The organism is Shewanella saliphila (genome assembly GCF_014648295.1).
Taxonomy (GTDB): Bacteria; Pseudomonadota; Gammaproteobacteria; order Enterobacterales; family Shewanellaceae; genus Shewanella; species Shewanella saliphila.
The window spans coordinates 51674-69710 of record NZ_BMQV01000015.1; the positions used below are offsets into that span (position 1 = coordinate 51674).

The 18037-nt window shown below is 44.4% G+C and carries 15 protein-coding genes; 5 read left to right on the plus strand and 10 right to left on the minus strand.

The window, feature by feature from the left end; all coding sequences use genetic code 11:
• Nucleotides 1-11: 11 nt before the first annotated feature.
• The 10 genes from IEY48_RS09220 to IEY48_RS20420 all read right to left on the minus strand — a co-directional run bounded on the left by IEY48_RS09220 (nt 12) and on the right by IEY48_RS20420 (nt 12424).
• A complete protein-coding gene (locus IEY48_RS09220) occupies nt 12-1364 on the minus strand; it encodes a type II toxin-antitoxin system HipA family toxin (protein ID WP_188919537.1) in 1353 nt (450 codons plus the stop codon).
• The gene (locus IEY48_RS09225; protein WP_188919539.1) at nt 1354-1644 is read right to left on the minus strand and encodes a helix-turn-helix domain-containing protein; all 291 of its coding nucleotides are present in this window, start codon (nt 1642-1644) and stop codon (nt 1354-1356) included. Before IEY48_RS09225 ends, IEY48_RS09220 begins: the two co-directional genes overlap by 11 nt.
• Nucleotides 1645-1984: 340 nt before the next feature.
• A complete protein-coding gene (locus IEY48_RS09230) occupies nt 1985-4123 on the minus strand; it encodes a TonB-dependent siderophore receptor (protein ID WP_188919541.1) in 2139 nt (712 codons plus the stop codon).
• A 2-nt stretch (nt 4124-4125) separates the two neighbouring features.
• The gene (locus IEY48_RS09235) at nt 4126-5424 is read right to left on the minus strand and encodes a DUF3526 domain-containing protein (protein WP_188919544.1); all 1299 of its coding nucleotides are present in this window, start codon (nt 5422-5424) and stop codon (nt 4126-4128) included.
• Nucleotides 5424-6857 (minus strand): ABC transporter permease, encoded by a 1434-nt coding sequence (locus tag IEY48_RS09240; protein WP_188919546.1) that lies wholly within the window; start codon nt 6855-6857, stop codon nt 5424-5426. Before IEY48_RS09240 ends, IEY48_RS09235 begins: the two co-directional genes overlap by 1 nt.
• The gene (locus tag IEY48_RS09245) at nt 6854-7576 is read right to left on the minus strand and encodes an ABC transporter ATP-binding protein (protein WP_188919548.1); all 723 of its coding nucleotides are present in this window, start codon (nt 7574-7576) and stop codon (nt 6854-6856) included. Before IEY48_RS09245 ends, IEY48_RS09240 begins: the two co-directional genes overlap by 4 nt.
• Before the next feature lie 498 nt (nt 7577-8074).
• Nucleotides 8075-9112, minus strand: coding sequence for an HlyD family secretion protein (locus IEY48_RS09250; protein WP_188919550.1), 1038 nt, complete (start codon nt 9110-9112; stop codon nt 8075-8077).
• A 269-nt stretch (nt 9113-9381) separates the two neighbouring features.
• On the minus strand, nt 9382-10923 hold the full coding sequence (locus IEY48_RS09255) for an MFS transporter (protein WP_188919552.1): 1542 nt from the start codon (nt 10921-10923) through the stop codon (nt 9382-9384).
• Nucleotides 10920-12026, minus strand: a complete 1107-nt coding sequence (locus IEY48_RS09260) for an efflux transporter outer membrane subunit (protein WP_229786377.1) — start codon at nt 12024-12026, stop codon at nt 10920-10922. Before IEY48_RS09260 ends, IEY48_RS09255 begins: the two co-directional genes overlap by 4 nt.
• A complete protein-coding gene (locus IEY48_RS20420; RefSeq protein ID WP_229786376.1) occupies nt 11912-12424 on the minus strand; it encodes an outer membrane factor lipoprotein domain-containing protein in 513 nt (170 codons plus the stop codon). The genes IEY48_RS09260 and IEY48_RS20420 overlap by 115 nt, the downstream gene beginning before the upstream one ends.
• 272 nt (nt 12425-12696) lie before the next feature.
• Here IEY48_RS20420 and IEY48_RS09265 point away from each other — a divergent pair, with 272 nt between their 5' ends.
• The 5 genes from IEY48_RS09265 to IEY48_RS09285 all read left to right on the plus strand — a co-directional run bounded on the left by IEY48_RS09265 (nt 12697) and on the right by IEY48_RS09285 (nt 18034).
• The gene (locus IEY48_RS09265) at nt 12697-13359 is read left to right on the plus strand and encodes a TetR/AcrR family transcriptional regulator (protein WP_188919554.1); all 663 of its coding nucleotides are present in this window, start codon (nt 12697-12699) and stop codon (nt 13357-13359) included.
• A gap of 34 nt (nt 13360-13393) precedes the next feature.
• The gene (locus tag IEY48_RS09270; RefSeq protein ID WP_188919555.1) at nt 13394-14578 is read left to right on the plus strand and encodes a winged helix-turn-helix domain-containing protein; all 1185 of its coding nucleotides are present in this window, start codon (nt 13394-13396) and stop codon (nt 14576-14578) included.
• Between the two features lie 206 nt (nt 14579-14784).
• The gene (locus IEY48_RS09275; RefSeq protein ID WP_188919556.1) at nt 14785-16101 is read left to right on the plus strand and encodes an anaerobic C4-dicarboxylate transporter; all 1317 of its coding nucleotides are present in this window, start codon (nt 14785-14787) and stop codon (nt 16099-16101) included.
• A 438-nt stretch (nt 16102-16539) separates the two neighbouring features.
• Nucleotides 16540-16737: a hypothetical protein gene (locus IEY48_RS09280; RefSeq protein WP_188919557.1), complete on the plus strand. Its 198-nt coding sequence runs from the start codon at nt 16540-16542 to the stop codon at nt 16735-16737.
• Between the two features lie 142 nt (nt 16738-16879).
• A complete protein-coding gene (locus tag IEY48_RS09285) occupies nt 16880-18034 on the plus strand; it encodes a DNA cytosine methyltransferase (protein ID WP_188919558.1) in 1155 nt (384 codons plus the stop codon).
• Nucleotides 18035-18037: the final 3 nt, after the last annotated feature.

An 18037-nucleotide genomic window follows, 5' to 3' on the forward strand; every position in this document is an offset into this window, starting at 1 on the left:
CTTTCTTATTGTTATTGAAAAAGCGCTGTATTTTCCTGCTTGCGCTGATCTAATGTCTTAGCAATGGCAGATATTGTGGTTTTGCTAACCCCTTGCTGCTTTGCAAGATACGTAAATTGGCTGATGGCTTCTGCAACTTCTTCAATGATTTGCTTTGCCTCATGCCAACTCCCATAGCCAGCAGCACTGGTCGCTAGTTTTTGCATCACCTTTAGCGGTGGCGCTTTGCCATAACCGCAGAATGCAGTGGCGTGTTCGTTGAATGGATGTGGGCTGTAAGTAACATCGTAAAAAGGTGCAGGATCCCATTGACCGTCATCCGCTTGCAAAAACGCCCAGTTTTTACTGTGGTCGTCTTGGTTAGACGACAGCAGGTTAAAAATGGCACGGCGAAACTGCAGCTGCCCGGCGGCTGGTGATTTACATAACTGACGACTGGCTTTTATCAAGTCAATATAATCTAAACTTGGCGTTCTAAAGTCTGCATCCAGCAGCCCGCAAGCGCTGTGCATATGCAATCGACCTGCACTGCGCTTGCTGCCTAAGCCGGCCTGTTCAGTGACATAATCAAAACGCTTAAGCGCTAACCACGCAGGCGCACCGCTAGTAGGTGGTGCTTCAATGAGTTGCCATAGCGGCGGTTGACACTTAGCTTGCTCAGCCATTTGTAAATAGACCGCCTCGCACAAACCTTCCTCATGCCCAAGCGCGAGATTTTTAGAGGTAAACTTAATCAGCCATGCTTCATCTCTAGGCTGAGCAAAGGTTCGACAATACTGAGTTTCTCCAGCAGGCATATAAATCTGTGCCTTGGGCCTTGCTCCACCTGAACTGCCACCGGCGACTAATGCGGCCAATATCTGTTGCGTATGTCCATCTAACTCATCGTGGCTGCTATCCATTAAATCTGACATTGAAGCGTCGAACAGCGTTTGTGCCTCTACACCCAAGGTGGCTAAATCAATATCCGCGTGCGTCGTGGTTGAAAACTCAGACACCGGAGAAAAAGACAATGCTCCCATGCCTTTATCACCCACAAAAGCCAATCTATCCATCGCCGTTACTTGATTTGGCAAAATGCCCTTTTGACGGAAAATGCGATCTTGTAACAGCATTCCCCAGCCATCGGGCAAACAATCTCCAAATACACCATGTACACCTTGGTGCGGCGCTCTAGGTGCGGCTTGAACTTGCACGTTCGCTTGCAAAGTAAACGGTGATAAATTGCCAAACTGCTGCAAGTAACTGTCTGCATACTGAAAAAACACGCCTTGCCGATTCTGCGCCAAGACCCCTACAGCAAGCTGCTCACCTGAACTTAAGGTGCGAGTCACGGCGAGTTTTTGAATGGGTTTAAAACTCATCTTTTAGCACCTCATCAATACTCGTGGGCATAGTGGCGCGTTCTTTGCTTGGCTGTGTGAGCTCGTACAAACGGCTAAGCGAGTCGAGGGTCTGCCAAAGCAACAGCAATTGGCGAAATGATATTTGCCCGGTCAGCTCAAATTTTTTAATGGTGGCCGCAGGTACGCAGCTTCGCTCAGCTAACGCTGCTCGTGACAACTTTGCTTGGTGGCGTAACTCCCGCAAATAAGCCGCATAGGCTTGGCTTACATCGGTATCATCAAGTAAGGTAAAATTCATCCGCAAAGACCAAGTGGATACAGTTATATCCATTATAGCGAAATAAAACAAAAATTGGATACTATTGCATCCATGAATGAATGACTTTTGAAAAATATACTCGATATAGCCTTTCAAAACTGCTATTTTTGAACCTTGGCAGCAGCATAAAAAAGGCACTGTTTTTCCGTAATCATAGCTTCGAGCACCACTAAGATTGAGTAAAAGCCACAGGCAAGTGGTGGGCACCTTGCTGGGCTTTATGATTTATTCTGACTTAATTTAAATCGCCCTAAGTCCACAAAATCCGGCGGAAATACTCTTCGCGCCGGCTTCATTTAACTTATCACTCGCGACTGTTTTAGAATGTGTATTTTACACTTGCTTTGAAAGCGCGTGGTGCACCTGGCATTGTCCACGCTTCAAAGTAAGAGTTAGCGTAATACTCTTCATCAAGTAAATTATTAACGCTGAGGTTAAGGTCGAGGTTTTCAGTGAGTGTGACATTGGCAAATAGATTAACCAGTGTGTAGTTAGGTAATTCGTAATCTTGCTCAAGGAAGTCACCTAATTGGGTCCCCACATATTGAATCACAAATCCACCACTGCCTTCATATCCACCAAACTCAGCAAATTGACGCACCATCAAGCTACCGCTGTGCTCTGGGACATTGCCTAAACGGTCGCCCTCTTCAATAACATACCAATCCCATAATGTGATTTCTTTAGCGTTTTGTGCATCGATATAAGCATACGATAGCGTCACTAAAGTATCAGGCGTAAGCGCGTATGAAAGGTCAAGCTCAATACCTTTACTCTCTGCTTTACCAATGGCTTCTGTTGTACCGTCACCATTTGGGCTGCTGGCCAAAATGTTAGACTTTTCAGTGGTAAATAGGGCTGTTGTTCCACTAAAGCCCTGCTCTGGCATGTCCCACTTTAAGCCAATTTCGTAAGACTTGCTTTCTTCAGGCTCATGACCATTGCCATCGGCGTCGGTACCAGAGTTAGGACGCGCGCCTTCTGAGTAGCTTGCATATACTCGGGCGTCATCAGATAACTCGTAAACTAAGCCTAGGCGCGGGTTAAAGTAAGATTTTGATGTACTGGTTTTACGGTCATTATCTAATCGATAAGTCATGTCTTGTTCAAAGCGATCATAACGCATACCGAACATCGCTTTCCAATTATCAGACAGGTCTATTTGGTCTTGAAAGTAAACACCCTGGCCGCTTTGCTCTTCAACATCAGATGTGTTGTCGATCATATCAGGCAGTTCATCGCGATAAACTGGATTATCAAAGTCGATGGCATAGTAGTCAGCGCTACTTTCAGGTGTACCGGCTTCGGCGGTATTGTGTCGATAGCGTAAAATAAGGCGATCTAGCTCATACTCATAAGCGTCACCACCAATCAGTAGGTTGTGTTGAACACCTAAAAAGTCAGCAGAACCACTGAACTCAAAACGACCAGAGATATCGTCCGCATCAAAATTGCGGTAACGGCGTTGACGAACAACATAGTTAGCGTCTGCATCATACCAACGTGCTTCAGTCGCATTACCTTCAAAAGATGATGTGCGGTAGCTTAGCCCTGCGCTGAAAGCCCAGTCGCCAGAAAGGTTGTGTTGCAGCTGAAGCTGATGGCCAAGCGCTTCAATTTCTACCGGATCATCTGCTGGCTCACCATAAAAGTTTGAATCTGAAAAGTCTTTACCATCAACAACCACAACGCCTCTGTCCATTGGCGCTTCTTGATCCAAATACTCAAGCTCATAGCTAATCGTTGTGTCATCATTAAGTTGGTACAAAAATGACGGTGTAAGTACGGTCTTGGTACTTTCTACCGTATCACGGTAGCTTTCCGCCTCTTCATAAGCACCATTGATTCTAAATGCGAGCTTCTCAGTTAATCCCGTCGTGAAGTCACCTTCGGTACGATAAGTATCAAAGCTTCCTGCGGTAAATTTAATATATCCACTTTGGTCAAACTGAGGTTTTTTGGTAATGATATTAACGGTTCCGCCAGGCTCACCACGGCCATACAGAGCAGAGCCTGGGCCTTTAAGCACCTCCATCACTTCAACGTTAGACATATCACGGTTTCCGCTAAAGCCTCGTCCTGCGCTAAAGCCGTTAATAAGATAAGCTGAAGGCAAGTTTTCGTCTCCGGCAAAACCACGGATCGCAAACATATCCCATAAGCCACCAAAATCGTTCTGTCTGGTGACACCACTCACCAGTTCTAACGAGTTTTGTAAATTGGTTATGCCTGTAAACTCTAAGGTATCGAATGTGATTGATGATATCGCTTGTGGCAGATCTTTTTCTTGCACATTACCGCGATAAGCTTGTCGCATCCCAGTCACTTCAATAACTTCAACGTCATCTTTAACTGCGCTTTCCGCTTCAGCAGCCTGAGTTACAGCAGGTAAAAATAAGGCTGCAAAGATACACAGGCTTAGCGGTTTTATTGGTTGTGTTAAAGGATTATTTCTCATGGTTAACTATTGCCCTTAGCATTTTTTGATGTATTTATTGGTTGTGCAAATTGAGGTAAATCTGACATTTTTTCTACGTTATATCCGGTTTCATTAAACAGCAGCGGGTAATAAAATTGACGTAACGCTTGGTGATAATCTCTTATTTGTTGCTCGTATCTCATGGCCGCCTGCGTGTCGGTCTCAGCAATGGAAGACATCAATCGCTGCGCTAACATAGGAGGCGAAATAAAGGCCAAACGGCTCGCCCAAGCGTCTTTTTCTAGGGTGGCATCACGGTAAGCTTGTGATAATGCCTCCGCTTTTTGATCGCCAACTTGTTGAAAAGCGTAATACCACTTCCATTCAAATTGCGAATCCATTTGGGTGCTATCTTGCCATTGTGGGTGAGTAGCCAAGAATGCTTCCCAGGTTGCAGCAAAAGGTAAATCCCACGCACCGTTAACAAACTCTCGCTGCGTAAGTACAATTTCACCGCCGTTAGGGCTTTGGACCATTTCTTCAATAGCAATATCACTAGTAACGGGGATCAACACGCTTACACTCAACCAAATAGCCAATAGCACAGAAGCTGTTTGTGCCGAACTTTGCTTAGATGCCGTTTTGCTAGCGGTAAATGCGAGTGTGAGTAACATCCAAAATAATAGATGCGCAATCACCACAAGTATCATCAAACCGACAGAGGTTAACGATGCTTTAAAAAGCCAAGCGCCAACCGCAAATGGGATCAATATTGCTAATGCCAACGCCGAGCACAAAACAACGGCTCTTGATAACCACAGACGTTGTTGTTTTCGGGCAGTGGTTATCAGTAAATCGTAGCGACCAGCTTCGCGTTCAGCAGAGCGAATATCATGCAGCAACAAAATAACAAACAGGGGCAGCAATACGCTGACTAAAAACGCAAAATCAAATTTGCCTAAAAATGATAACTCTGGATTATCAGCATCTGTCTCGTATATTTGCCCTTCTAATGCCAGCATGCGAATCCGGTGCTTCCAGGGGTAAATATCGCGCTGCCCCATTGCGGCAAATGCAATATCAGAAGGCGGCGAATACGTTAAATGAAAGCTGTAATAAGCAGCACTGCCATAATCGGCTTGTTTTTCGAGTACATGGTTTCGATCTATTGCATCCTTTTCAAGTAGCCGTTCAATCGTGGTTATTTGTGACTGGGTTTCACTGATACCAGACCACACTGAAAACCCAGCAAGAAAAAACACAATGCTAAGAAACATCAACACATAGCGTTGTTTTGCAAGAAAATTTGCTTCTCTGCTCAGGTTAGAAATAATATTCATTAGCGTATTCTCCTAACAGCAAGTCGCAAGCAAAGCCCAATGGCACCAAGCCAAAAAAGTAATTGAATACTGTAAGGCAGACTGCGGGTTAATCTGGTCTCGGCAGTGTCAGGGGTAAAAGAAAATGAAGACAAGACTTGCCAATTAGACGCATCAACACGCGCAGAAATTGTACTGTCTGCATCTTTATTACGATTCATATCAGCTTGGTAACTTAGGGTGTCTTGATGGACTTTATTGAGCGACTGAACAAAGTCGAAGCGCAATTTTTCTGCTTCACGTAAAAAGCGATGATGAGTCTCTAAGCTGGTGCCAGAAATCATCATTGAAAACGAGCGAATTGCCGTTGTTGGGGTTAACCAGCCAAATTGTCTGGCGATATTGGCTTGGGCAAGTTCTTCATGCATGCGCTTTTCAGCAAACTTATTTAATAACTCGGTCAGTTGTTTCTCTGAAAACTGCGCGACAGCACCACGAAAGTTAATCGGTAAATCTTCGACTTTGCTGACGTCATACTTTGCGAATAAGTTTTGCTTAAGCTGTTCAAATGCTGGGTCGGAGGTATCGTGTCCATCACCAAGTTTTCTTAGCTCTTCTAATACGGCAAAATCGGCTTCCAATTTACCTTGCGAAGGTGCAATAGCGGCCGCACTTGAGCTACCAATACGCGGAAGTAAAATACACAGCACAATCCACAAACAGGCTAACGTAACAAAACTTGCACTGCTTTTTTGGCTCAACGCCGATACCGTTAATACAATGCCACACCATACAAAAATATAAGCAACATAACCCGCCACAAAACTGCTGGTTATCACTATCGATTCACCGTTAATGGTCGCCCAAATAGCCGCAATGACTAACGGCAACAACATTAACAACGCACTGCTCACTAACGCCAAATATTTACCCATCATTAGGTGCCATAAATTGACGCCTTGAGTGATCATAATATTCAGAGTACCGGCTTCTTTTTCTCTTGTGACACTGGCATAGCCAATCATGATGATAAATAAGGGCACAAGCACCTGCAGTAAAAAGCTGGGCGTTAAACTACTAAAGCGTGTCATACCCGATGCCTGACGTTGGTCAGAAAACATCGCACTGTTTTGGCGGTGACCTTCAAGAAAAATCGAGGTACCAGTAAATGAATCGACGCCGGGCTCAATAATGCTCAGTGGCGAAGGAGAACGAAATACATAATGGCCGTAATGCACCATGCGGTGAGGATGTCGGTCAGGTTGCTCTAAAAATTTCGCTTCAGAAGATTGTTGCATGTGCTCACGCTCATGCTTGGTATTTTGTATTTCTACTGTATTAACAATTGCAGACACAATGGTTAATAGTGTGCCAATGACAATAATGGTGGCTGCGAGTTTAGTTCTGTGCCAAAAACGCCACTCATCCCATGTGATTTTAGTAATGGCGATCATCGTTTATTTCTCTTAGAAAATGCTGAATGAACTTCCTCGGTATCGATATGAGAATTGTCACCACGTTCAAACATGCCAACGATTTTGCCGTTATCTAATAAACCGATGCGGTGGGCAATTTGGCATGCACCGTAAACATCGTGGGTCACCATAAAAACGGTAGAGCCTTCAGATGCCAAGGTGGCAATGAGCCGATTAAATTCGTCGATAGCGTTAGGATCTAAGCCAGAAGTTGGCTCGTCGAGAAATAACACCGGGGCTTCGCGCAGCAATGCCAATGCAATCGCTGTTTTTTGGCGCATTCCCTTAGAGTAGTTCGACATAGCTCTATGCCAAGCAGGCTCTTGTAATGCAACACGTTTAAGCGCCTGCTCTATTTGAGCTTCGGTCTTGGTGATATCAGCTAAAGATAGAAAGTATTTTATGTTTTCTACCCCAGTTAAATGCCCATATAACATCACAGACTCTGGCAAATAAGCGACTTTACTGCGGATTTTATCGATGTCTTTTGTAACAGACATGCCCATTACTGTCGCGGTACCACTTGTAGGAGTCACTGTGCCTAAAAAAGTTTTTAGTGCCGTTGATTTTCCTGCACCATTACCACCAAGAAGTGCAAAAACTTCGCCTTTTCCTACCGTAAAATTAACGTCATCAAGTACCGTTTGCTGAGAAAAGCCAACGCACAGTGACGAGGCTACAACCATTTCTTTTTGCATTTATTATCTCTAAATCAATTATTTAATAGATGGTTATGAGGGTGTCGATTTTGTTGAATATCAACAAAACGACGCAATGATACGTTATAACATTTCAAAGGTAAATGTGAGTTTAATGTTATTGTGTTTACAAAGGAGTGTGATCAAGGTTTTAATCTGAGCGGATATAAACGCTATTTATTGTGGTTAAATGAACCATCAGCATGGCTTAGCGCAATACAGTTAAAAGCTCATTTTTATTAAAGGTTGAGGATTAAAGCTGAAGGATTGAGGATTGAACAATTTAACACCCTGCTACAGCAGCAAGTGCAAATGAAGCAACATGGTAAGCTACATGTTAATAAAAAATGACGACACTATGCAGCCCAAACTAAACTTTACACGCTACAACCGTTAAATCTGCTTTTACCTGTTACAGCGTGTAACGAAAATGAGTGATGTGCCTTAAGCAAACACCACTCATTTGTATCGTCTTAAAATGGAATTCTGCAATAGCGCTTAACTGTTATTCACATCAATAGTGGGGACCACTGACATGCCAACGCGAAGTTGCGCGGCATCGGCCTGATCAGCGTCGATGATGATTTTTACCGGTAAACGCTGAACAATTTTGGTGAAGTTACCTGTCGCATTATGAGGCGCAACGGCGGAGTAACTCACACCACTCGCTGGGGCTAAGCTGTCTACATGGCCTGTTAATATTTTGCCCGGTAGTGCATCGACTTCAATATCAACTGCCTGACCAGCTTTTACATTGGCAAGTTGGGTTTCTCTAAAGTTGGCATGCACATAAATCTCATCAAGCGGTACCACTGCCAATAGCGACACCCCTGGATTAACATAGCTGCCAACACGTAGTGACTTTTTACCTACAATGCCGTCAATCGGTGCGGTAATTTGCGTATAAGACAACTGCAAATTAGCCACATCTAGCATCGAATTAGCTTGCAGTAATGCAGCCTTCGCTTTATCAATATCGGCGTATTGAATATCTTTATCCTGTTTAGCCGCCAACAAACCCGCTTGGTTTTTACGAAGATTAGCTTGCTGAATACTCACTTGCGCTTCCGCTTCTTGCAGCGCCTGCACGGTACCTGAGCCATCTGCCGCCAGGTTGCGATAACGCTCAAGGTTAAACTGCGCCAATTTAAGTGTTGAGATATTGGCATCTAACGTTGCCTGCACCTGCTCAATCACAGCGTCTTGATTAGTCAGCTTGGCTTGCAAACTTTTAATGCTCGCTTGGGCGCTAACCACTTGCGCCTTGGCAGTGTTAACTGCGGCCACAAAGTCACGGTCGTCGATAGTGGCAATCACATCGCCTTGCTTAACCACGTCATTATCATCCACTAAAACCTGGCTTATTTTGCCGGCAATTTGTGGGGATACAATCGTAAAATCAGCCTGAATATACGCATCATCTGTCGACTGTGTCGCACTTGCTGATTCTGGTTGATTTAGATAAAACACACCGCCAATCGCCACAACGAATAAACTTGCAACTACGGTAACTTTGATAGATTTAGATATTGCCATTTTCAATTACTCACTTTCAAAATATAAACTTAAAATTTGTTTAACCTGAGCTCGGGATAAGGGATGAACTTATGCTATTTAAATCAACACGTTACTCCTTCTCACTTTCAAGCTTGTCATTTGTTCTGCTAACAAGGCGAATTGACGCAGTTAGCAGGGCAAAGGACTGTTTGAAAGGCGTTTATTATCCCGAGCTCGGGTTATTTAGCTAACAAGCCGAATAACGCTGCTAGCAGGGCAAAGAGCTGTGTAAGCGCCGTTGGTTACCTTTAATTCTGCTTGCTTAAATCTGGTGCCGGCACGTAGGTCATCATCAATGCCAGCGGGATCAAAATAAGTGCGAGTACCCCCAACACTAAATAGGCATCAATTACCGACAGCACCATAGATTGCTGGGCAACGGTTGTCCCTAGGGTTGATGCGTCTAGCGCTTGTGGAATGGCCCCATCAACAAGGCCAGCATGGTCAAGTAACATGTCGCTATGAAAACGACTGCGCACGGTTAGCAATTGGCCCACTATTGCGCCACCAATAAGCGACCCAAACACTCTAAAAGTGTTAATTGCCCCCGAAAAATAAGGGCCTTCACTTGGGTCTAACACACTGGTCATTAAAAATAGAATCGACACCACCGCCATAGGTTGTCCAATGGCTTGCAGTAACTGAGCCACTAAAAATTGGTCGCGATTCCACTGCGGGGTAAGTTGTGCTCCCGAAAAACAGGCCAAAGCAATAATGCCTAACCCAATGGCCAGCATCACCCGAGAATCGACCCACTTTTGGTACAACAACAATGCCACCACAGACCCTAACACCAGCTGCGGCAAGGCAATTAGCAGCCCAATTGGCGCAATTTGCATCACCCGATAATCTTGTAACCCCGCAAGGTAGTTTGACGGCAACATCGACCCAGACATCAACACCACAAGTAAAAACGTTAATAAAATCGTGCCGATTAGCAGATTTTTACGTGCCATTAATTGAGGTCTAATAAAAGGCGCATCATGGTGCCATTCGGTCAAGGCGTAACAGCCAAACAAAATCACACCGCCAATTAACGACACGGCAATCAACGGTGAGTTAAACCAATCAAGGCGCACACCTTGATCTAGTGCGATAGTAAGTAATAACAGCGATATCACGCCGCAAAACATCCCAAGCCAGTTACCTTGTGCAAAGCGGGCGTATTTAACCCCTTCTTTAGGTAAGCCCCAGCCAACAAATAGTCCGGCTAAACCACACAAAGGGATCACTTGCCAATATATCCAGCGCCAGTCCGACAAACCGTCGGTCCATAAGCCGGTTAACCACACGGCTAAATTAGGCGCAAATGTGGCGGTCATCGCATACAACGCCAAACCATGTAAGCGAATATTAGGGGGTAAAAACTTCAGCGCTGCCATCATCAAAATAGGAATTAACGCGCCGCTACTTATGCCCTGAACAAAGCGAAGTCCTATCAACACATCTAGGTTTTGAATAAAAGGCAAAATAGCCGCAATAAGTGCGCACACAAAGACCATCGACAGATGAAAACGTCTCACCGACAAAGTGATAGCAAACCAAGAGGCAAATGGCATCGCAATGAGCTCGCCCATTGCGTATGCAGTCTGCAACCAAGACGCATCGTCAATGCTAAGCCCCATCACGCCGCGCACATCCGCTAAACCCAGCGATCCCACACGGTTATTAAGGCCAGACATCATTGCCGCAATAAAAATACCTAACAGCCCAGCTAATACCTGATTAGGTATGCCAAGGGTGCGTTTGGGCACAACTGCAGCAGGTTCAGAAAGTACCGCTGTACTCATTTAACCTCCCCAGGTGTTGTGATTAGCATTGCGCTAGTTTCAGTAACGGGTTGGCTGTTATCCCAACCTCCGCCAAGCGTTTTATATAAACTCACCACCGCAATTTCGGCTTGAGTGGTACTGTTATTCAATTGGATTTGGCTGTTAAGCACTTGCTTTTTTTGCTGCAAAACAGCTAAATGATCACTGGTGCCTTGCTGATAATTGCGCTCAATCATCTTCATCGCTTGCTCAGTGTATTGGTGCGCAATAGACAATTTATGCTGCTGGCTTTGTTGTGCACGCCACGCATCGATAGCGTTATCCACTTCGTGCCAGGCAGCCAACACGGTTTTGCGATAACTCAATGCTGAACTCTTTTGCTTTTCTTTTGTTAACTCAAGTTGCTGAGTTAACTTGCCGCCTGAAAAAATAGGTAAATACACTTTAGGGCCAACAGTAAATGAGCGCGAATCCCAGCCCAGTAAGTCACTGCCTTCAAAAGACTCAAGCCCCAAACTGCCAGACAAGGTCACTCGAGGATAAAAATCAGTTTCTGCGACACCAATTGCGGCAACGGCTGCGTGTAAATGTGCTTGTGCTTCAAGAATATCAGGGCGACGAGAGGCTAAATCCGACGGGATCTCAACTGGCACACCTGCCGGCAATTGAATCGGTTTATTTGATGTCGCTAATATGGCATCTAATGCCCGAGGCTGCTCACCGAGCAATAATGCCAAGGCATTCATTAATTGATTACTGCGCATGGTGAGCTCAGGTAAGCTTGCCGTTAATGTGGCTAAGTCGGTTTGAGCACGAATAGTATCAAAATGGGTACCAACACCATTGTCTTCACGGCTTTGCATTAACGCGACAATCTGCTCAGCGGTTTGTTGCTTGTCTAAGCTAATGGCTAATTGAGTTTGTGCATTGCGCAATTGCAAATAAGCCTTGGCAACTTCAGCAGCTAAGCTGACACGAATGGCTTCACGCTGATATAACGACACATCTAATTTGGCGCGAACTTCTTCTGTCGCTCGTTGCGCACGGCCCCAAAGGTCAAGCTCCCAACTGGCATCAAAACCTGCCGTCCAAAATTTTCGGCCTCCGACGGCGCCCCTAATGCCACCATCTTGCCATTTTCACTATTGCCTTCGCGGGCATAACTTGCGTTTGCAGAGAGTCTAGGTTGTTGGTCGGCAGCCGTGATCCCCAACGCCGCACGGCTTTGCGCAATTCGGCTGGTCGCAACTTGTAAGTCTAAATTTCCGGTTTGAGCTTTGGCTTGTAATTGCGTCAATATTGGGTCGTTAAATACCGCCCACCATTGCCAATCAAGAGTTGGTTGGCTAGCTTGTTCGGTGTAACCGTAATCAGACCGAGGCTCAGTTGCCGTTTGGGTAATTCCGCTCTCTGGCACTGTAAAATCTGGGCCCAATGTACATCCAGATAGCACCGCTAACGACACGGCTAACGCCAATGCATGTGGTGAAAACGTTATACTTTTACCCGTAAATAACATGACAACTATTCCTAAATTAACGAGGGTCTGTTGATCTTTGCTGCAAAAAACAACCTTGAAAGATCAAGCGCGCCTATAAACTCAATCAAATTACGCCAACAAAACTGTACCGCTCGGTTTGCTTGTTGGGTAAATAAAAAATCCGCTAGTGTGTAAGACTCCACTAACGAACTTCTATTGCACGATACCGCAAGCTTCAATATAAAAATTGAACTGTACCGTACGGTTTGATATAGTGCCTATCTCAAAGATTATTGTCAAGTGAGTTTTATATGAAAAACGCTGTAACTGATCCTTCTGCCCTTGCACAACTCACACTCGACCTTTGCCCAAAAGCAAGGACAGTGCTCAATGCTGCTAGCAAAATATTTTTAACTCACGGCTTTAATGCCGCCACCACCGACATGATCCAACGCGAAGCAGGCGTATCTAAATCGACCGTGTACGCGCACTTTTCTAATAAAGAAAAGCTATTTTTAGCCGTAGTGCAAAACGAATGCGCCTCGTTCACAGCTTCCATTAACGACATTAAATTTATCCCTGGCGACATTACCGAAAGCTTACGAGTGTTGGGTCACGCCTACCTTAGTGTTGCTCTGTCGGCTCCGGCATTGTCGTTATATCGAGTGGTCGTCGCAGAAGCACCCCGTTTTCCTGCGCTGGGACACATGTTTTACAATTCTGGCCCTAAAATTGTTAAATCCATGGTGGCCAACTGCTTAACCCAAGCCCATAACGCCAATGAAATAGACTTAAGCAACATTAGTGTCGACGAAGTTGCTGATGTATTTGTCACACTATTTCGTAGTGAGCTTCATTTAAAGTGTTTAACTCACCCCGACCAGCCGCTTAAAAAAGCCACCATTGATCGCTGGGTGGATATTGCCATAGACACTTTTGTGCGCTCTTATGGTAACCGCCAAGTTAACCCTTAACGCTGCCGCTCAAATCAACACAAAAAGGCTCTTAATGACCAACCCTTACTCAGCCACACAATGGTTACAGTTAAGTATGCAGCAACAAGGTTTGCTGCAGCCTTTAGGGTCATTGCCAGCGCTATTGCAGCAATTAAGTTATGTGCAAATAGACTCTATTAATGTGGTTGAACGCGCGCATCATCATGTATTGCATAGTAGGTTGCCACACTACGCCACCAGCATGTTAGACCAGGCTATGGGCGACAAAAGTGTGTTTGAATATTGGTCCCATGCAGCGGCATACCTACCCATTGAAGATTATCGGTTTAGCTTGTATCGCAAGCAGCAATTACAACAAGGCGACAAACATTGGTTTGAGCCTGAGCATAAAGTCATGCGCGAGGTAAAAGCGCGCATAACCGCTGAAGGACCACTCAAAGCCAGCCAATTTAAGCACGACGCCGACACTAAAAATGGTGCCTGGTGGGATTGGAAGCCCGCAAAAAAAGCCCTTGAGCAGTTGTTTATGCAAGGCGAGTTGATGGTGGCTAAACGTGAAAAATTTCAAAAGGTGTATGACTTAACCGAGCGCGTGTTACCAAGCCATATAGATACCACTGTGCCCAGCGACAGCGAGTTTGCTCAGCATTTAATTAACCGTTATTTAGTGGCCCACGGTTTTGGCAATTTGCAGCAAATTCAGTATCTACGCAAAGGCCTTAAACCACTACTGACCAACACCTTGGCGCAAATGTGCGAACAAGGCGACATTGCCAGCTTTACCGAGCCACACTCCAAGCAAGTTTACTTTTATCAGCCCAAGCTCACACTCCCCAGCACCATAGCCAATAAAGTCTGGCTGCTTAATCCGTTTGATAACTTAGTCATTCAACGGCAAAAGCTTAAGCAATGGTTTGGCTTTGATTATCAAATCGAAGTGTATGTACCAGAGGCTAAACGCCAATACGGTTATTACTCATTACCCATTTTATGGCGCGACCGCTTTGTTGGCCGGGTGGATGTAAAAGCTGATCGAAAAAACCAATGCTTGTTACTGCAACAACTCCATTTTGAGCCAGAAGCATTTAGTACTGATGCATTTAGCAGAGACTCTTTTATACCCGCGTTTATCGATGCCATTAATCATTACAGCAAGTTCAATCACTGCCAACGTTGGCAATTAGTGGCTTGTAACGACAAAGCCATCGGTAAGATGTTGCTCAACGCCTGCCAATAATTAACCCTGAGTGTTGCAAAACACTCTTCCACTTCTTACAAGATTTGCGCTGTATGCACTTAAATCAGTATGCAACCTTGTTCACGTTTTACACATTTTTCAACTTGGCAATTCAATAGCTTGAATTAAGTCACTAACCTCAAATACGTTGTGAGATACCTTCAAAAGGTCAAAAAATAAAATATAACCTACATGGGGAATACACGATGTTTTATATACACATGCTGCTGTTACTAGCGGTGATATTTGTTGGTATCCGCCATGGCGGTATCGCGTTTGGTTTACTCGGTGGTTTAGGTGTGTCAGTGCTGGCATTCGTGTTTGGTATTGCACCCGGCTCACCGCCTATCAGCGTGATGTTAATTATTCTTGCGGTAGTGGCGGCCTCGGCAACACTCGAGGCAACTGGCGGGTTAAATCTGTTAGTGAAGTTTGCTGAAAAAATACTGCGTAAACACCCTGAACATATCGTGTTTTTAGGCCCTTTATGTACATACTCTTTAACCGTATTGGTTGGTACTGGCCATTCGGTTTACCCACTTCTACCTGTTATTTACGATGTAGCCTATAAAAAAGGTATTCGCCCTGAACGCCCATTAGCGATGGCAACTGTCGCCTCGCAAATGGGGATTACCGCCAGCCCAATTGCCGCAGCAGCTGCGGTAGTATTGGCAACAGCTGTTGATAACAATCTTGATATCAGCTTAATCGATGTGCTTATGGTGACCATTCCGGCAACCTTAACGGGTTTACTTGTCGCCTGTACCTGGAGCTTAAAGCGCGGTAAAGATTTAGACAAAGACACCGAGTTTCAAGCACGCTTAGCAGATAAAGATTTCCGTGAGTCATTAATCGACCCACAAGATGACGACGCCGAAACCCCAGCGGCACAATCAACCGCTAAAAAAGGCTTAACGGTATTTTTACTGGGTATTCTTGCGGTGATTGTGGTCGCGATGTTTAGCAAGCAAATACTGCCAGCTGGCGTAAAAATGTCGGTCGCGATTCAGTTTATGATGCTCTCAGTCGGCGGAATAATTTTATTGGCCACCAATGTGTCGCCCAAAAAGATTGTCACCAGCAATGTGTTTACTGCAGGTATGACCGCGGTCATCATCATTTTTGGTATTGCGTGGATGAGTGACACTATTATTAGCCACCACAAAAGCTATTTAGTCAGCGCGGTGAGCGACCTTGTCAGTGTTTATCCATGGACATTTGCTATCGCGATGTTTGTGTCATCTGTTTTCTTAAAAAGCCAGGCGGCGGTATTAACCATTATGTTGCCATTAGGGTATTCACTCGGCATCCCAGCACCGGTATTAATTGGTGTACTGCCAGCGTGTTATGCCTACTTCTTCTTCCCGTTCTACCCAAGTGATTTGGCCGCAATCAGTTTTGATAGAACCGGCACCACGCATATTGGTAAGTACGTGCTCAATCACAGCTTTATCATTCCAGGCTTTATCGGCGTAATCACCGCAACATTTGTGGGTTACTTTATTTCAATGGCGATTAACTAATTTCTACTAAGGTGTTTGGAGTTGAAGCATCAGGCAAAGAGTTAAGCGGTAAACCGTTAATGAAATGATTAGAAAAAGTCACTAGCATCAATAAAATGGCAGCCAACGTGGCTGCCATTGTTGTTTTTAAACGTTGTTAAAGGCCTAAAGCATCAAGATTGGTGACTTCGATATCAGCAGGTTTATTTATTGGTTCGCCCACCATATCGTCCTATGCAACACGCCGTAAACCCATCCATGGGGGCTTGACGAAAACATCCTGTTTTCAACAGTTGCCTATGCCAATATGGTTGGCTCTTGCAAGCTCATCTTAATCAATCAGGTAATACAAATTAGGGTTATCTCATTGTATGTTTCAGCGGCTAATGTGTCTCATAGTCCGTAGACTCCCAAGCCTATTGCACCGACAATATACATAAATTAATTGGAGGTAGCATTATGTTTGATGATTCATATACCCAAGTGATCGAAGAGACTATTAATGGCTTTGATGTTTACATTGAGCCTAATCCCGACCAATACCGAGGCGGCTTTGTCTGGTCGGTTTCGAAAGAAGATGCTGAGTTAGATTCTGAGTTGGCTTTTTCAATAAATGATGCATTTATTGAAATGTACCGATTCACTAATACGAGTTAACTTCACAACACAATAGGTGTCATAAAAGAATCAAGATCTGTTAAATAACTAAATCATTAAGCTTGACTCATGAAAAGCTAGCAGAATGTCGCTTGCCCTGTATAATTTGCGGTTCAATTTTGGTGTTTGGATTAAATGATTAATGAAAGCGATAGATCTCTTTGCTGGTGCAGGTGGCTTCTCTTTAGCCGCACATCAATGTGGTATTGATGTAGTAGCAGCCATAGAGTTAGATAAAGCAGCTTCCATTACTTATAAAGCGAACTTAATTGAAAAGCTAAAAGCCCCAACAACACTCATTAATGGTGACATTAATGAAGTCGATCTTCCCGCTTTGATGAAAGAGCTAAAACTTAAATCTGGCGATCTAGATTTATTACTTGGCGGCCCACCATGCCAAGGCTTCTCGACACATCGCATTAATAATGCAGGCATCGATGATCCTAGAAATCAATTACTATTAAAGTACTTTGATTTTGTCGATGGTCTTCGCCCAAAAGCTTTTTTAATTGAGAATGTGGCAGGACTACTTTGGAAGCGCCACGAAGACTATCTACATCAGCTGTTAGTGTTGGCAGAAAAGCATGGCTACACCATTCATTTTTGCGGAATACTAAACGCAAAAGACTACGGTGTGCCGCAAAACCGCAAGCGTGTATTCATTTTTGGTACCCGTAAAGATCTCAATATTGCAAATCCTGAATTTCCACCTGCAGCCACTCATTTTGCGCCAACAGCTAAAAATGAGCCTAAATGGAAAACCGCGTCGAGCGTGTTTGAAAAACTGACGCCTGAGTTAATAGAACTTTATATCGAAGATTATTTTCGTCCCAAGATGAAAATGACCTATGAAAACGCAAAGTTACTATTAACATCACTAGAGTACGGTGAACCTGTTAGCCCAAATGATGCATGTAATATCAATATGCAACCCACACCGGGAATGATCACTCGATTCGAAAATACACAGCTTAATGGCAGTCGAGAAGATTCAGGGCATACGTTAAAATGCCACTCAAATGGTTATGAAGGCCATAAAGATGTGTATGGCCGAATCATGATCCACCTTCCAAGCAACACCATCACCACTGGCTGCAACAACCCCTCAAAAGGCCGTTTTGTTCATCCCTGGAAAAACCATGGTATGACGCTACGCCATGCCGCACGCTTCCAGACCTTTCCAGATAGCTTTAACTTTTTAGGCACTTCGACTCAACAAGGTAAGCAGATAGGTAACGCTGTTCCTCCTTTACTCGGTAAGGTTCTAATTAAATCCATAATAAATGGATTGAATTAAAAA

Excerpts from the sequence above, each read along its gene's own strand:
- IEY48_RS09285 (WP_188919558.1), top strand. The coding sequence starts at position 16,880 with ATGAAAGCGATAGATCTCTTTGCTGGTGCAGGTGGCTTCTCTTTAGCC.
- IEY48_RS09270 (WP_188919555.1), top strand. The coding sequence starts at position 13,394 with ATGACCAACCCTTACTCAGCCACACAATGGTTACAGTTAAGTATGCAG.
- IEY48_RS09230 (WP_188919541.1), bottom strand. The coding sequence starts at position 4,123 with ATGAGAAATAATCCTTTAACACAACCAATAAAACCGCTAAGCCTGTGT.
- IEY48_RS09245 (WP_188919548.1), bottom strand. The coding sequence starts at position 7,576 with ATGCAAAAAGAAATGGTTGTAGCCTCGTCACTGTGCGTTGGCTTTTCT.
- IEY48_RS09250 (WP_188919550.1), bottom strand. The coding sequence starts at position 9,112 with ATGGCAATATCTAAATCTATCAAAGTTACCGTAGTTGCAAGTTTATTC.
- IEY48_RS09265 (WP_188919554.1), top strand. The coding sequence starts at position 12,697 with ATGAAAAACGCTGTAACTGATCCTTCTGCCCTTGCACAACTCACACTC.
- IEY48_RS09275 (WP_188919556.1), top strand. The coding sequence starts at position 14,785 with ATGTTTTATATACACATGCTGCTGTTACTAGCGGTGATATTTGTTGGT.
- IEY48_RS09280 (WP_188919557.1), top strand. The coding sequence starts at position 16,540 with ATGTTTGATGATTCATATACCCAAGTGATCGAAGAGACTATTAATGGC.
- IEY48_RS09235 (WP_188919544.1), bottom strand. The coding sequence starts at position 5,424 with ATGAATATTATTTCTAACCTGAGCAGAGAAGCAAATTTTCTTGCAAAA.
- IEY48_RS09220 (WP_188919537.1), bottom strand. The coding sequence starts at position 1,364 with ATGAGTTTTAAACCCATTCAAAAACTCGCCGTGACTCGCACCTTAAGT.
- IEY48_RS09225 (WP_188919539.1), bottom strand. The coding sequence starts at position 1,644 with ATGAATTTTACCTTACTTGATGATACCGATGTAAGCCAAGCCTATGCG.
- IEY48_RS20420 (WP_229786376.1), bottom strand. The coding sequence starts at position 12,424 with ATGTTATTTACGGGTAAAAGTATAACGTTTTCACCACATGCATTGGCG.
- IEY48_RS09240 (WP_188919546.1), bottom strand. The coding sequence starts at position 6,857 with ATGATCGCCATTACTAAAATCACATGGGATGAGTGGCGTTTTTGGCAC.
- IEY48_RS09255 (WP_188919552.1), bottom strand. The coding sequence starts at position 10,923 with ATGAGTACAGCGGTACTTTCTGAACCTGCTGCAGTTGTGCCCAAACGC.